Origin of the sequence: Streptomyces sp. ICN903, assembly GCF_022015835.1 — a bacterium.
In the GTDB taxonomy this organism is placed as follows: domain Bacteria; phylum Actinomycetota; class Actinomycetes; order Streptomycetales; family Streptomycetaceae; genus Streptomyces; species Streptomyces fenghuangensis.
Genome location: NZ_JAKMAY010000122.1, coordinates 1 through 15,750, shown reverse-complemented (window position 1 = coordinate 15,750; position 15,750 = coordinate 1). Strand labels below are relative to the sequence as shown.

The window sequence follows — 15,750 nt, the reverse complement described above, 5'->3', positions numbered from 1 at the left end:
CCGCCCGGCCATCCGGCCGCCCGGACTCCCCACAGGTCCCCCCCACACACACAGCGCGACACCGCGCGACACAGCGCACCACGCACAGATCACCGCACCCGAGGAGAGCGACCCGTGACAGGTCCCCTGGCGCGCAGAGGAGCGGCCGCGAGCATCGCGGCCGCGCTCCTGGCGACGCTCATCACCGCGGCGGCCCCCGCCAAGGCCGCACCACCACCGCCGCCGTCCGACGCGAAACTGGCCGCCGAGCCCACCCGGCACGACCTGACACGGGAGCAGTTCTACTTCGTCCTGCCCGACCGCTTCGCCGACGGGGACCGCTCCAACAACCGCGGCGGGCTGGAGGGTGACCGCCTGACCACCGGCTACGACCCCACCCACAAGGGCTTCTACCAGGGCGGCGACCTCAAGGGCCTGACCAAGAAGCTCGACTACATCAAGGGCCTGGGCACCACCGCCATCTGGATGGCGCCCATCTTCAAGAACAAGCCGGTCCAGGGCGAGGGGGAGAACGCCTCCGCCGGCTACCACGGCTACTGGATCACCGACTTCACCCAGGTCGACCCGCACTTCGGCACCAACGACGACCTGCGGAAGCTGATCGACGCCGCCCACGACAAGGGCATGAAGGTCTTCTTCGACGTCATCACCAACCACACCGCCGACGTGGTGAACTACGAGGAGAAGTCCTACTCCTACCTGTCCAAGGGCGCCTTCCCCTACCTCACCGAGGACGGCAGGCCCTTCGACGACGCCGACTACGCCGCTGGAGGGAAATTCCCCAAGACCGACCGCGACTCCTTCCCGCGCACCCCGGTCGTTCCGGCCGCCGAGAAGGACGTGAAGGTCCCCGGCTGGCTCAACGACCCGGAGATGTACCACAACCGGGGCGACTCCACCTTCGCCGGGGAGAGCTCGCAGTACGGCGACTTCCACGGCCTGGACGACCTGTGGACCGAGCGTCCCGAGGTCGTCGAGGGCATGAAGAAGATCTACCAGCGGTGGGTGAAGGACTTCCGGATCGACGGCTTCCGTATCGACACGGTCAAGCACGTCAACATGGAGTTCTGGACCCAGTGGGCCACCGCCCTGGACGCCTACGCCGCGAAGAAGGGCCGCGAGGACTTCTTCATGTTCGGCGAGGTCTACTCCTCCGACCCGGCCCAGATGGCCCCCTACGTCACCCGCGGCAAGCTGGACGCCACCCTCGACTTCGGCTTCCAGGAGGCGGCCCGCTCCTACGCCTCCCAGGGCGGGCCGGCGGCCAGGCTGTCGGACCTGTTCGCCCAGGACTACCGCTACACCACCGGCCGCTCCAACGCGTACGAGCAGGTCACCTTCACCGGCAACCACGACATGGGCCGCATCGGCGCCTTCCTGCGCCAGGACAACCCCGGCGCCGGTGACGCCGAACTGCTCAAGCGGGCGAAGCTCGCCAACGAGCTGATGTTCCTCAGCCGCGGCAACCCGGTGATCTACTACGGCGACGAGCAGGGCTTCACCGGCACCGGCGGCGACCAGGACGCCCGCCAGACCCTCTTCGCCTCCAAGGTGCCCTCCTACCTGGACGAGGAGAAGAACGACCGGATCGGCACCGACAGCACCCACGCCGAGGACGCCTACGACACCTCCCACCCCCTGTACCGCTCCATCGCCGCCCTGTCGAAGCTGACCCGGAAGCACCCCGCCCTGCGCGACGGCGTCCAGACCGAGCGGTACGCGCACAGCGGTGACGGCCCCGGCGTGTACGCCTTCACCCGCACCGACGCCGAGCGGCGCACCGAGTACCTCGTCGCCGCCAACAACGGCGAGAAGGCCCGCACCGTCGAGATCCCCACCGGCTCGCCGGACACCGCGTTCCGCCAGCTCCACGGCGGCGACGCCACCGTGCGCACCGGATCGGACGCGAGGCTGACCGTCACCGTCCCGGCCCTGTCCACCGCGGTGTTCAGGGCGGCGAAGCCGCTGCCCGCCCCCGCCGCCGCGCCCACCATCGAGCTGGAGGCCCCCGCCGCGGGCGCCACCGGCACCGTCGAGATCACCGCGAACGTCGGGGGAGGAGACGGAGGCGGACCGAACCGCGTCGTCTTCGCCGCTCAGACGGGTGACGGGAAGTGGCAGACCCTCGGCACCGCCGACCACGCCCCCTACAAGGTCACCCAGCACATCGGCCGGGACGTGAAGGCCGGAACGCCGCTGCGCTACAAGGCCGTCGTGGTCGACGCCGAGGGCCGCACCGCCTCCGACACCGCCTCCTCGGCCGCCGGCCAGGCCCCGCCGCCGAAGAAGCCCTCGGCCGTCGAGCGGGACTGGGCCGTCGTCCACTACCAGCGCACGGACGGCGACTACGACGGCTGGAAACTGGTCGCCGGCGACCGCACCGCCGACTTCACCGGCCGCGACGCCTACGGCGCCTTCGCCTGGGTCAGGCCCGCCGAGGGCGAGGGCGAGGTGTCCTTCACCGTCACCAAGGACGGCGTGGACGACGGACCCGAGCGCACCATCGACCTGGCCAGGACCGGCGAGGTGTGGGTCGAGCAGGGCAGCGACAAGACGCTGTCCGAGCGCCCCGGGGGCGTCTACCCGCCGCAGGACGAGAAGAAGGCCGTACTGCACTACCACCGCACGGACGGCGACTACGACGGCTGGGGCCTGCACACCTGGACCGGTGCCGCCGAGCCCACCGACTGGTCCAAGCCCCTGATGCCGACGGGGAAGGACGCCTTCGGCGTCACCTTCGAGGTGCCGCTCGCCGAGGGCGCGACCTCGCTGAGCTACATCATCCACAAGGGCGACACCAAGGACGAGAACGCCGACCAGTCGCTGGACTTCGCCACCCACGGCCGCGAGGTCTGGAAGCTGTCCGCCACCCCCGGCTACCTGCTGCCCACCACCGGCAGCGCGCCCGACCTGGACCTGGGCGGGGCCGAGGCCCAGTGGATCGACCGGGACACCGTCGCCTGGAAGGTCAAGGCCACCGACGCCACCAGCCAGCAGCTCGCCTACGACACCCGCGGCACCATCGCGGTCGAGGACGGCGCCCTGAACCACGAGGGCCGCTGGCTGCGGCTGAACCCCGTGCCCGGCGGGCTGAGCGACGCGCAGAAGGAGAAGTTCCCGCACCTGAAGGACTACCCGGCCTTCCGCATCGACCCCCGCGACCGCGACCGGGTGCGCACCGCCCTGCGCGGCCAGATCGTCGCCACCCAGCGCAACAGCGAGAGCGCGCTGCTGGCGGCGACCGGAGTGCAGATCCCCGGCGTGCTGGACGACCTCTACGGCAAGAAGGCGGCCAAGGCCGACCTCGGTCCGGTCTTCGACCGCAAGGGACGCCCCACCCTGTCGGTGTGGGCACCCACCGCGCAGCAGGTCTCCCTCGAACTGGACGGCCGCACCGTGCGGATGCGCCGCGACGACGCCACCGGCGTGTGGAGCGCGCGCGGCAACCGGAGCTGGACGGGCGAGCCGTACCGCTACCACGTGAAGGTCTGGGCGCCCTCGGTGGGCAGGCTGGTCACCAACAAGGTCACCGACCCCTACTCCACCGCCCTGACCACCGACTCCGAAAAGAGCCTGGTCGTCGACCTGTCCGACCCGAAACTGGCCCCCAGGGGCTGGAAGAAGCTGGACAAGCCGGCCCCGACCCCGCTGCGCGACGCGCAGATCCAGGAACTGCACATCCGCGACTTCTCCGTCGCCGACCCCACGGTGAGCGAGAAGCACCGCGGCGGCTACCTGGCCTTCACCGAGGGCTCGGCCGACGGCATGAAGCACCTCGGGAAGCTGGCGGACGCGGGCACCTCACACGTCCACCTGCTGCCCTCGTACGACATCGCCTCCATCCCCGAGCGCGCCGCCGAGAGGACCGAACCCGCCTGCGACCTGGCGGCCCTGCCCGCCGACTCCGGCGAGCAGCAGGAGTGCATCGGGAAGACCCGCGGCAAGGACGCCTACAACTGGGGCTACGACCCGCTGCACTACACCGTGCCCGAGGGCTCGTACGCCACCGACGCCGACGGCACCACCCGCACCGTCGAGTACCGGAGGATGGTCAAGAGCCTGAACGAGGCCGGACTGCGGGTCGTGCTGGACGTGGTCTACAACCACACCATGGCCGCCGGGCAGGACGAGCAGTCCGTCCTGGACCGCATCGTGCCCGGCTACTACCACCGCCTGCTGGCCGACGGCACGGTGGCCACCTCCACCTGCTGCGCCAACACCGCGCCCGAGCACACCATGATGGGCAAGCTCACGGTCGACTCCATCGTCACCTGGGCCAGGCAGTACAAGGTGGACGGCTTCCGCTTCGACCTGATGGGCCACCACCCCAAGGCCAACATCCTGGCCGTCCGCGAGGCGCTGGACGCCCTCACGCCGGAGAAGGACGGTGTCGACGGCAAGGACATCATCCTCTACGGCGAGGGCTGGAACTTCGGAGAGGTCGCCGACGACGCCCGCTTCGTCCAGGCCACGCAGAAGAACATGGCCGGCACCGGCATCGCCACCTTCTCCGACCGGGCCCGCGACGCGGTGCGCGGCGGAGGCCCCTTCGACGCCGACCCCGGAGTCCAGGGCTTCGCCAGCGGCCTGTACACCGACCCCAACTCCTCGGACGCCAACGGCAGCCGGGCCGAGCAGAGGCAGCGGCTGCTGCACTACCAGGACCTGATCAAGGTCGGACTGTCCGGCAACCTCGCCGACTACACCTTCACCGACACCTCCGGCAGGCGGGTCACCGGCTCGCAGGTCGACTACAACGGCTCACCGGCCGGATACGCCGGCGCCCCCGGCGAGGCGCTCGCCTACGCCGACGCCCACGACAACGAGACCCTCTACGACGCCCTGGCGTTCAAGCTGCCCGAGGACACCCCGGCCGCCGACCGGGCCCGTATGCAGGTGATCGCCATGGCCACCGCCGCCCTCTCCCAGGGACCGGCCCTCAGCCAGGCGGGCAGCGACCTGCTGCGCTCGAAGTCGCTGGACCGCAACTCCTACGACTCCGGCGACTGGTACAACGCCATCCACTGGAACTGCGAGGCGGGCAACGGCTTCGGCCGCGGGCTGCCGCCGGCCTGGGACAACGAGGACAAGTGGCCGTACGCGAAGCCGCTGCTGACCCTGGCCGACCTCTCGCCCTCCTGCGGGGAGATCCGGGGCGCCTCCGCCGCCTACCGCGACCTGCTGGAGATCCGCTCCACCGAGAAGGTCTTCAGCCAGTCCACGGCGGCCGGTGTCCAGCGGGCGCTGTCCTTCCCGCTGTCGGGCGAGGAGGAGACTCCGGGCGTGATCACCATGCGCCTGGCGGACGGCGACCGCGATCTGGTGGTCGTCTTCAACGCCACCCCCGAGCGGCAGACGCAGACCGTCCCCTCGCTCGCCGGCGCCTCCTACGCACTGCACCCGGTGCAGGCGAAAGGCTCCGACACGGTGGTCCGGACCGCCGCCTTCGACGGCGGGAGGGGCGCCTTCACGGTGCCGCCGCGCACGGTGGCGGTGTTCGCCGCGCGATGACCCGCGCGGGACGGTAGACGGGAAGGACCCCGGGGCGGGGCCGGCGACAGACGGCCCCGCCCCGGGGCGCGTCCTGCCCGCCGTCTCCCCGCCGGCCGTCCCGGCCGGTGCTCAGTCCCACCAGAAGGACCACAGGTTCCGGCCGGTCAGCCATCTGTCCGCGTAGCGCGAGATCGATCCGGCGCCCTGCCGCACCACCGAGGGGCAGAACGCGTAGTGCTCGGCCGCCACCGGCAGGGCCTGGGCCGTGGTGCGGGGCGGGTCCGGCACCGACAGGTGCAGCACGTCCGGCTCCAGCGCCACCACCCGCGTGCCGAAACGCTCCTCCCAGGAGCGCAGCACCGTGCCGTACCCCTCGAAGTCCTCGCCGGAGGCCAGGGTGCCCGACCAGCCGATGACGGCGGGTATGTCCGCGCTCCGCGCCGCCGGGACCAGGGCCATCCGCGGGCGGCGCAGGGTGCCGCGCGTCACCAGCGCGCGGGCCGCCCCGGCCGCCGCCGCGTCCGGATCGCCGCCCGCGCGCGAGGGGCGCGCCAGTTCGGGCGGGCGCCTGCCGTACGGCCGCAGCGCCGGTGTCCCCCCGGCCCCGCGGCCGTCCGGCTCCCACGCGGCGTGCCGCCTCCACCAGGCGGCCAGCACACCGGCGGCGGCCGTCCCGGTGCCGGCCCCGGCGCCCGTACCGCCGCTGCCGTCCGCGTCCTGCGGCGGGGGCAGCAGGTCGTCCTCCACCGCGGTGCCGCGGACATGCGTGCCCAGCAGCACGGGCCACAGCCCGGTGGCGTCCCGCACCGGGAGCATCCGCTCCCAGCCGTCCGGCCCGGCGGGCTCGTCGGCGCGCCACAGCAGCGGCTCGGGCAGCCTGCCGAGCACCGTCCGGTCCACCAGCGTGCCCGGCGGCAGCGCCCCCGACGCCGCGAGCGAGCGCAGACGCGGTGCCCTGGTGCTCGGTCCACGGGTCACATGAGTCACGACGTCGAAACTACCCGCCGTCCGCCCTCCCGGGAACGAGTGCCAGCAGTCTGGCCACCAGTTCCGCGAACGGGCCGTCGGCGGGCTCCTGTTCCACGACGCGGCGCAGCACTCCGGCCGTCTCCTCGTCGAACGCGGCCGTCACCGCGGCCAGCGCCAGCAGGTCGTGGACGAGCTGCCGCTCCAGCTCCCGGCGCGGTATCGAGCGGTCGGCCAGCCAGCTGAGCGCCGTGGTCTCGGCGACACCGACCCAGGTGCGGATCACCAGGGACATGCGGGGGCCGGGGTCGGTGAGTTCGAGATGGGCCAGGAGCTGTTCGTACGCGGCCTGCCGCACCTCCTCGACCACGGCCTCGCTGCGCACCGAACCGCCGCGCAGCAGTGCCGAGAAGCCCGGCGCGTGCTCCTCGGCGAAGTCGAAGTAACGCCCCATCACCAGCAGCAGCCGCAGGCTGAACGGGCCCTCGTGCGGTACGTGGAACCGGGCGGACAGCTCGTCGGCCGCCCGCCGCACCGCCGCCTCGTAGAGGCTGTACTTGCCCGGGAAGTAGTGGTAGACCAGCGGCCTCGATATCCCCGCCGCGGTGGCGATGTCGTCGATGGAGACGTCCTCGGGCGGACGGTCGCTGAATAACCTCAGTGCGACGTCGATCAGTTGCTGCCGACGCTCCTCGACACCCATCCTGCGGCGTACCCCGGTGGTCATGGGAACACCCTAGCGAGCGCCGCGCGTCACCGGCCGCCCCGTCCGCGTGCGGAGACGGCCGTCGGACGGCCGTCGGACGACTGCCGGGCGGCCGGGGGGAGGGCCGGCGGGGGCTCCGGCCCCGGCCCGCCGGCCGCCCGGAGTCAGGCCGTGCGCCACCCGGAGAACTCCACCGTGCCGGCCGTGCCGCCCGCCGCGGTCATGCCCAGTCCGGCGTCCTGCCGTCCGGCCGCGCCGGGCACCCGTACCGTCGCCACCGTCCGCCAGCTCGCGCCGCCGTCGCCGGACAGCTCGCCGGTGTACTCGGCGCCCGCGCGCCGCAGCCACAGCAGCACCGGGGCCTTCACCCCGGTGATCCGCCGGTAGGAGTCCAGCGTGCCGTCGCCGTCCGAGTCGTAGGACAGCACCACTCCGTTGGCCGGGGTCACCGACAGGTTGACGAAGCCCGGCGAGCCGGCCCGCGACAGGTCGTTGCGGACGATGATCCCCGCCCTCGCCCACGGCCCGGTCTCCGCCTGGGAGTCGACCCGCACCGTCACCGAGCCCCGCTCGCCGAGCCCGCCCGGCCGGTACACGGCGCCGAACTCCGCGGTGCCCTTCCACAGGTCCGCGCCTCCGCCGTGCACGGCGTACCGCTCGCCGATCCGGCCGAAGACCGCGTCGTTGGTGGAGACCGTGCGCAGCCCCGCCGGCAGCGGCCCGGCCAGGAACAGCGAGCCGCCCAGCTCCGTGCGCACCCGGCGCCCGCCCTCGGGCCCGTACCGCGCGGTCAGGCCGTACGACAGCTCCCGCAGCGGCGTGGTCAGCGGCCGGCCGGGGGCGGTCACCCGCCAGCGGACCCGGGCCCGGCCGCCGGGCGGCACGCGGTCCGCGGTGGTGGGGTCCAGCGGCACCGCCCGCAGACCGGTGGAACCGGTGGACAGGGCGAACTCGACCGGGCCGGCGGCCCGCAGCCCGTTGGTGTTGGTGAAGGAGGCGGTCAGCATCCCGCGCCCGCCCGGCTCCAGCGCCCCCGGCTCCAGTGCGGCCTCCAGCCGCCCCTGGTAGGGCGCGCGGGCGAGGCTGTCGCGCACGCGCTGCGCGGTGGCGTACGCATCGCCCGAGGGCCGCAGTGGGTACTCCCGGCGCTCCCGCGTCCAGGGTTCCTCGACCGCGTACCAGTCGATCGGCGCGGGCGGACGGCCCGAGGCCAGCGCGGCGTCCAGTTCGTCCAGCAGCAGCCGCCAGCGCGGCAGGTGGAAGTCACCGGTCAGCCCGTGCCAGTCGCGGTTGGCGTAGTCGTGCAGCTTTCCGGCGTCGGCGGTGGCCCGCTCGCCCCACACCGTCAGCAGGACCCGGGCGGTGCGCTCCAGCTCCGCCGCCTCCCCGGGGGAGGCCGCCATGCGGCGGGCGGCGTCCGTCCACGGGCCCAGCAGGAACATCCGGTGGGTTCCGGCCAGTTCGTCGGTGAGCGTCATCAGCCGCAGCCACAGCGCCGACAGCTCCCGGAAGGTCCCCAGGTCGCCGTCCTCGTAGGCGGTGCGCAGCTGGGGCAGCAGCACCCGGCTGCGGTTGGCCAGGGCCTGCCGGGCGACGTCCACCAGGTCGTGGCGGTAGGCGTCGCCGCCGCGCAGGGCGGGGGCGGCCTCCAGCAGCCCGTCCAGGGCGGCGTCGAAGCGTGCCGGGTCGTAGGTCAGCTCGGTGGGGCCGTACTGCCCGGCCCGGGTGGCGGCGAGGTCGGGGCGGGCGGCGAAGAGGCTGTCGTGGGTGAAGCCGTAGAGCCTGGCGCGGTGCCGGTAGGCGGTGTCGTGCAGCGCCCGCCAGGCCTCCCGCGCCCGCGGGTCGGCGGCCCCGTAGCGGTACCCGGCGTACCGGGCGAACCAGCCGGGCAGGTCCACCGGGGCGTCGCGCCAGGCCAGTTCGGAGAAGAAGTCGAAGGCGGCCGGGTCGCGGTCGGCGGCCTCCGGCAGGTACGCGGTGCCGGCCAGGGCGCTGCCGGGCTTGTCGCGCCAGGCGTGGAAGCGCTCGTTCCACACGTGGGTCTTCGCCCCCAGCGTGGTGCGTCCGCCGAAGTTGGGGATCGCGCCGAAGCAGTAGGGGGTCCCGTTCCAGTCGGCCTCGCGGTCGTGGACGGTCTCGGTGCGCTCGGAGATGCCGTCGACGATGAGCATCCGGCTCTTGTCCACGGCGTCCACCAGCTCGCGCCGCGGGTTGTCCTGCCACCCCAGGATCACCCACACCGCCTCCGGGTGGGCCCTGCGCAGCGCTCTCTCCACCCCGCGCGCGGCGTCGGCCACCGGTACGTCCCCCGCGTTCCCGCCCTCGTGCAGCAGGTCCATCTTGAAGTGCGAAGCGCTGCCGAACAGCTCCCGCTGGTGCCGGTAGAAGGCGGCGGCGACGTCGGCGAAGACGGGGGTGCGCGGGTCGAGCCAGTCGGGCCGGGCGAAGCCGTGCCAGGTGCCCTGCGCGACGGTGCGGGCGCCGGGGACGCGCCCGGCGAAGTCCCTCGGCACCGAGCCGTAGTAGCCGGGCAGCACCGGGTGCATGCCCAGCTCCCGCAGCCGGGCGGTAATGCGCCGGCCCAGCTCCACGCGCCGCCCGATCAGCTCCGGACTCATCGGGCCGCCGTAGCCGCTGAGGTTCTGCAGGTGCCACCAGGGCTGGTGGGAGGGGGCGGGCAGCCAGCGGCGGGCCTCGGCGTCGGAGTAGCCGAAGTCCTTCAGCAGCCGGTGGTAGACGGCCTCCTGCCCGGCGATGACCATCACCTGGTTGCAGCCGTGCAGGGCGAGCACGTCGATCAGCCGCTCCCAGTAGGGCCAGTCGGCGTAGGGGTGGGTGTAGCCGTCGTTGGTGTCGTTGAGCGCGAAGCGGTTGGGCAGCGTGGTGGAGCGCTCCAGGGGGCGCTCGGGCGCGGGCAGGGTGGCGGGCAGGTCGACGTTGCGCCCGGCCCAGGAGATGTGGGCCGAGCAGATCTCCTTGAGGTACCAGTGCACCCCGGTGAGCAGCACGGCCGGGCTGGTGCCGGACACCTCCACCCGCCCGGCCGCGCCCGCGACCCGGAACCGCTCGGCGCCGTCCGGCGCGTCCAGCGCGGCCAGGCGGAACTGCGCGGCGTGCTCCGGCAGCAGCCGGCGCAGCGCCGCGGCGGCGGGCCCGGTGGAGAAGGGCGGCGCGGCCGCCGCCGCGCCGCCACCGCCCGCTGTCAGGCCCGGGCCGACCGCGGCGACGAGGGACGCCGCCACCGTCCCGGCACCCAGTACCGTGCGCCGGGTGAGCCCTGCGCCGCCCGTGCCCTCCACCGCCTGCGCGGCCTCGGCCGCTTCCGGCCGTCCCTGATCCAGCAGTTCCATGGAACACCTTTCGGAGAAGGGAATCCGCCTTCGCCCGCCCTCGCCGCCGCGGCTCGCCGGAGCCCTCCGGGGCCGTACGCCTGGGGCAGCCGTACCAGGCGGCCGCGCGGCGGAAACGGCTTCCCGGCGAGGACGACACGCACGGCTGCCGCCTTCCGCCGCCCGGGCGCCGCGCCCCGGCCGCCCCGGGCCGTCCGGGCGGCCGCCAACCCCCGTCAGCCGCGCGGCAGTACGGTGGACAGCACGGACGGCAGCCGGGTCCAGTCGGAGGTGACCACGCTCGCCCGTTCGGCCGCCAGCAGCGCCACCCGGTCGCGCGCCTGGCCCTCCGTCGGAGCGGTGGCGCTGATGGCCGGGGCCACGGCGTGGGCGTCGGTCATGACCAGCAGATAGCCGTTGCGGGCGTACCAGGCGGTGTCGATGCCGCCGGAGACGTACGCCGAGGCGTCGCCGTCGAAGACCACGAACCAGGGACGCAGCGAGGCGTCCGCGTAGCGGGTGCGCGGATCCCCGGCCGCGGCGCGGTGCACGGCGGGGAAGGCGGTGGCCTCGCCCAGCCGCCCGGAGGCGGCGAGGCCGCGCAGGTGGGCGGCGTACTCGCGGTCGGTCCACAGGGTGTCGAAGGGGTTGGACTCCTCGACGGTGCCGGGGATGAGGTGGATCAGGAACTTGCCCGCCAGCGCGTCCCTGGTGGGCCAGCCCCCGCCGCGTACGGCGTCGTCGAGGGTGGCGTGGCCGGCGGCGAGGTCGCCGGGCCGGTAGAGCGCGTCGCCCAGCTCCCGGGACACCAGGGCGTCGAACTGCGCGGGCCCGCGGCCGCGGTCGCCGGCGAAGCCGTCCTTCATCTCGATCTTGATCAGCACCGGCCGGTGCCCGGGGTTGGCCTCGTGCCAGGCCCGCATGTCGGCCAGGCAGCCGGCCAGGCTCTGGTTGCGGGGTCTGGAGCGCAGCTCGGCGGGGGAGGAGGCGTTCTCGCAGTTGTTGTCGTCGACCAGCGGGCCGTCGTGGGCCACGCGCCAGCCGCCCGAGTACTTGGCCCACACGTCCAGCTCCAGCAGGGAGGCGCCGGAGTCCAGGGCGTCGGCGAAGTAGGTGTACTTGTCCTTCTCGTAGGCGTTGTGCACCCCGACGGAGGTGGTGCCGGAGTACGGCAGGTCTCCCGGGGCCGCCGCTCCGGCGGGAGCCGACAGGAGCACCGTGCTCAGGACCGCCGCCGAGGCCGCCCCGTACCGCGCCGCCCGGCCGCCCGTGCTCCGCCGGTTCCGTACCCGTCCGTTTCCGGAGTGCCGTCTCATCCGTGCCGCCTTCCTCTACGAGGCCGATTCCGTCCGAAGGTAGGCCGGTCCGCGGAAGCGGGGGAGGACGTGTGCACGACGGACGGAACAACAAAGACGGAAGACGAGGAAAGGGAGCCGTGCGCCCGACATTCTGCGCGAGCGGCCTTTTTCGCTGTACGGACGGCTCTTGACCCCATGTCACGCCTTCCATAGGGTCATGGACCGGCCGCCCAGCGTGATCAGCGCCCCGTACCGGATCGGCGGCCGTCTTCACGGCACGACACGCACCATGCGGCGGGCCCGGGCGTGCCCACCGCTTTTCGCAGTGTTCCCGATGCCCCAGGGGGGTTCCCGATGTTCAGACACATCACCGCTGTCCTGACGACGTTACTGATGGCGGCCGCCGGTCTGGTCCTCACCGGCTCGTCCGCCCAAGCCTCGACCACGACCATCTGCAAGACCTCGTCGGTTCCGTCGGGCTATGTGATCGTCGCCCAGGGCAGCAGCACCTCCTGCCCCGGTTCCTTCCCCAACACCTGGACGATCCGCATGCCGTACACCTCGGGCACCACGACGATGTGCAAGATCTCTTCGGTTCCGTCGGGCTATGTGATCGTCGCCCAGGGCAGCAGCACCTCCTGCCCCGGCTCCTTCCCCAACACCTGGACGATCCGCATGCCGTACACCTCGGGCACCACGTCCATCTGCTCCATCTCCCCCGTCCCGTCGGGCTACGTGGTCGTGGGCCAGGGCAGCAGCACCTCCTGCCCCGGCTCCTTCCCCAACACCAGGACCATCCAGGCTCTCTGAGCACGACCTCCCCGGGACGGGCGGCGTGCCCGCCCCGGGGAGGAGCGCGGGGCGGGAGCCGTCAGCGCCGGAAGGGGCCGGAGACCTCGAACGTCATGCCGCCCAGACCGGCCGGATCGCCCAGGGTGCCGCGCTGGGAGGAGAAGTACAGCCGGGAGCCGTCCGGGGAGAAGGCCGGGCCGGTGATCTCGGAGTCGTCGTGGCCGTCGAGCCGGATCACCGGGGCCACCGCGCCCTCGGGCGTGATCACGTTGATCTCCATGTTGCCGCCGTCCTCCGCCACGTACAGGTCGCCGCCGGGGGTGCCGGTGATGTTGTCCACCCCGTCCAGCGGGGAGTCCGCGTCGTAGACCACCGACAGCCCGCCCCGCTCGGCGTCGTAGGCCCACACCCGGTTGTCGCCCTTGGTGGTGAACCAGCAGGTCCCGTCCGCGTAGTGGCAGCCCTCGCCACCGTCGAAGTGGCGGGCGGAACCCACCTGGTGGCGCGTCTGCCTCCCGAACAGCGGCGCCGAAGGGTCCGGGACCTCGCGCCACTCCACACCGCCGCCGGCCGACTCGCACAGCACGTCCAGCCGGCCGCGCGACAGGTCGCCCCAGACCTCGGGGGTGTAGCGGTAGAAGCAGCCGTCCGGCTCGTCCTCGGTCAGGTAGACCACCCGCCGGTCCGGGTCGCACGCGGCGGCCTCGTGCTTGAAGCGGCCCATCGCCTTGTGCACGACCGGCTCGCGCCGCCCGTAGGGGTCGGTCTCGAAGACCCGGCCGCGCCAGGTCTCCTCGCACGACAGCCAGGTCCGCCACGGGGTCGCCCCACCGGCGCAGTTGAGGCTGGTCCCCTCCAGGACGCGGTAGGCCCGGTCGACCGAGCCGTCGGAGCGGAAGCGGATCGCCGAGGCGCCGCCCACCAGGGGAACCTCGGAATTGGAGACGTAGATCCAGCCTCCCCCGTCGTCCGGGTAGCAGGCGCCGCCGTCGGGCGCCGGGTGCCACAGGATCCCGCCGACCGGCAGGCTGGAGCGGGCCACGATCCGGCTGCGGAAACCCTCCGGCAGCGCCACCCCGTTGGCGTCGGGCGCCCGCAGCGGTCCGTACGGGCCGGCCGCCGCGGCGGAGGCGCCGGACGCGGTGGCGGCGCCCTGCCACAGGGCGCCGGAGAAGGCGACGGCCCCCGCGCCGGCGGAGGCGGTCCTCAGGAAGGTGCGTCGCTGCATGCGGACTCCAGGCGTGTGAGGGAACGTGTCAGGAGCGTGTACACGTCACCATCGCGCGCCGTCGGCGCCGGGCGAAGGGAGCCGGGGGAGAAGATCCGGTGAACAGCCGCTCACACGGCCGCCGGCCCCCGGACGCGGTCGGGCGTCCGGGGGCCGGCGGCCGTGGTCGGGGCACGGCCCGGTGTCAGTCGAGCCGGCCCCGCGTCCGCATGGCCGCGCGCTGGGCGGCGGCCTGGGCCGGGCCCGTGACGTAGTGGGCCAGGGGGCGGGCGGCGGCCAGGGCGGCGCGGGCCGCGTTGGAGCCGCAGGCGCCGTGGACGCCGCCGCCCGGATGGGCCGAGGCGGAGGCCAGGTAGAGGCCGCGCACCGGGGTGGCGGGACGGCCGGTACCGGGGACGGGCCGGAAGAGAAGCTGCTGGTGGACGGCCGCGGTACCGCCGTTCAGCGCCCCGCCGACCAGACTCTCGTCGCGCGCCTGGAGGTCCGGCGGGGCCATGACGCGGCGCTCCTTGACCAGTTCGCGGAAGCCCGGGGCGCGGCGCTCCACCTCCTCCTCCATCCGGTCGGCCATGGCCTCCCGCTCGCCCGGCCCCCAGCGGCCCGTGATGCCGTCGCCGCCCGCGTCGCCGCGCACCCGCTGGGGCAGGTGGGTGTAGGCCCAGGCCGACTCGGTGCCCCTGGGGGAGCGGGTGGGGTCGGAGGTGGTCATCTGGCCCAGCAGGCAGAACGGCCGGTCCGGCACCAGGCCGGTGGCCAGCTGGGCGCTGTGACGGGTGAGATGGTCCATGCCGTCGGCCAGGTGGACGGTGCCCGCGCCCGCGGCACCGGGGGAGGACCAGGGGATGGGCCCCGACAGCGCCCAGTCCACCTTGAACGTCGAGGTGTCCCACTGGAAGCGGCGGATGTCGTCCTGGAGCCGCAGGGGCAGGTGCTCCCAGTCGACCAGCCCGCCGTACAGCGCCGGGGCGGGGACGTCGGCCAGGACCGCCCGCCGCGCCCGTACGGCGTCGCCGCCGGCGGTCCGCACGCCGAGCGCGCGTCCGCCTTGGACCACCACCCGCACCACCCGGGCGTCGCAGCGCACCGTCCCGCCCCGCGACTCCAGCCGGCCCACCAGGGCCGCGGTCAGGGAGCCGGCGCCGCCGGCGGGCACCGGCCAGCCGTACTGCTGGCCCAGCATCGCCAGCAGCCAGCCGTAGACCGCACCGGCGGTGGACTCCGGGAAGAGGTCGGTGTGCAGCGCGCACCCCGCCAGCAGCATCGGCCCGCCCTGGCCGCCGAACTCCTCCTCGCCCAGCCGCCGCACCGGCAGCAGCAGGGTGCGCAGCAGGCGCAGCCCCCCGGCCGCGCGCAGCCGGGCCAGCAGCGACAGCGCGGGGCGCACCGGCGGGAAGGGGTTGAGCAGTGCGTCCAGGAGGTCCGGGCCGAGCCCGTCCCACAGGCGCGTCAGCCGCAGATACGCCTCCCCGTCGCCGGGCGCGAAGGCCTCCAGGCTCGCGGCGGTCTCCTCCCGGTCCCGGTGCAGCACGGGGCAGCGCCCGTCGGGCAGCGGATGGGCCAGGACGGCCGGCGCGTGGCTCCACTTCAGACCCCAGCGCTCCAGTTCCAGGGAGCGGATGACGGGCGAGGCGGCGGCCAGCGGGTGGAAGGAGCTGAACAGGTCGCTGACGTAGTCGGGGTGGACGCCGCGGTCGCTGCGCACCGCGCCGCCGGGCTCGGACTGGGACTCCAGGACCAGCACCCGCCAGCCCGCGTCGGCCAGCAGGTTCGCGGCCACCAGTCCGTTGGGGCCGGATCCCACCACGACGGCGTCGTACGCCTCGGACATCTGCGGACAGCCTCCTGTGCGACGGCGGGGATTACGGGAGTACGGGAGTACGGGAGCGGGCCGGTGCGGCGGTCAGCCCCCGGGCGGGGCGGTGCCGGGGCGCGCCGCAC

The 15,750-nt window shown here is 73.9% G+C and carries 8 protein-coding genes; 2 read left to right on the top strand and 6 right to left on the bottom strand.

The window, feature by feature from the left end:
* The first annotated feature begins 114 nt into the window (after positions 1 to 114).
* Complete coding sequence (gene pulA, locus L7D48_RS14635; protein WP_237879873.1) at positions 115 to 5,511, top strand: pullulanase-type alpha-1,6-glucosidase; 5,397 nt, start codon at positions 115 to 117, stop codon at positions 5,509 to 5,511.
* A gap of 111 nt (positions 5,512 to 5,622) precedes the next feature.
* On the opposite strand, the gene L7D48_RS29455 is transcribed toward pulA, so the two are convergent.
* From L7D48_RS29455 to L7D48_RS14615, 4 genes are all read right to left on the bottom strand, one after another.
* Positions 5,623 to 6,480 (bottom strand): DUF4253 domain-containing protein, encoded by an 858-nt coding sequence (locus L7D48_RS29455; protein WP_237879872.1) that lies wholly within the window; start codon positions 6,478 to 6,480, stop codon positions 5,623 to 5,625.
* Positions 6,481 to 6,490: 10 nt separating this feature from the next.
* Positions 6,491 to 7,186, bottom strand: coding sequence for a TetR/AcrR family transcriptional regulator (locus L7D48_RS14625; protein WP_237879871.1), 696 nt, complete (start codon positions 7,184 to 7,186; stop codon positions 6,491 to 6,493).
* A 143-nt stretch (positions 7,187 to 7,329) separates the two neighbouring features.
* On the bottom strand, positions 7,330 to 10,515 hold the full coding sequence (locus L7D48_RS14620; protein ID WP_237879870.1) for an alpha-N-acetylglucosaminidase TIM-barrel domain-containing protein: 3,186 nt from the start codon (positions 10,513 to 10,515) through the stop codon (positions 7,330 to 7,332).
* A 215-nt stretch (positions 10,516 to 10,730) separates the two neighbouring features.
* Positions 10,731 to 11,810 (bottom strand): phosphatidylinositol-specific phospholipase C domain-containing protein, encoded by a 1,080-nt coding sequence (locus L7D48_RS14615; RefSeq protein ID WP_237879869.1) that lies wholly within the window; start codon positions 11,808 to 11,810, stop codon positions 10,731 to 10,733.
* A gap of 336 nt (positions 11,811 to 12,146) precedes the next feature.
* Between L7D48_RS14615 and L7D48_RS14610 the strand changes: the two genes are divergently transcribed.
* Positions 12,147 to 12,602: a hypothetical protein gene (locus L7D48_RS14610; RefSeq protein ID WP_237879868.1), complete on the top strand. Its 456-nt coding sequence runs from the start codon at positions 12,147 to 12,149 to the stop codon at positions 12,600 to 12,602.
* A 61-nt stretch (positions 12,603 to 12,663) separates the two neighbouring features.
* Here the strand turns inward: L7D48_RS14610 and L7D48_RS14605 are convergent, their stop codons facing one another.
* On the bottom strand, positions 12,664 to 13,812 hold the full coding sequence (locus L7D48_RS14605; RefSeq protein WP_237879867.1) for an alkaline phosphatase PhoX: 1,149 nt from the start codon (positions 13,810 to 13,812) through the stop codon (positions 12,664 to 12,666).
* A 184-nt stretch (positions 13,813 to 13,996) separates the two neighbouring features.
* Positions 13,997 to 15,640, bottom strand: a complete 1,644-nt coding sequence (locus tag L7D48_RS14600; RefSeq protein ID WP_237879866.1) for an NAD(P)/FAD-dependent oxidoreductase — start codon at positions 15,638 to 15,640, stop codon at positions 13,997 to 13,999.
* Between the last annotated feature and the right edge of the window lie 110 nt (positions 15,641 to 15,750).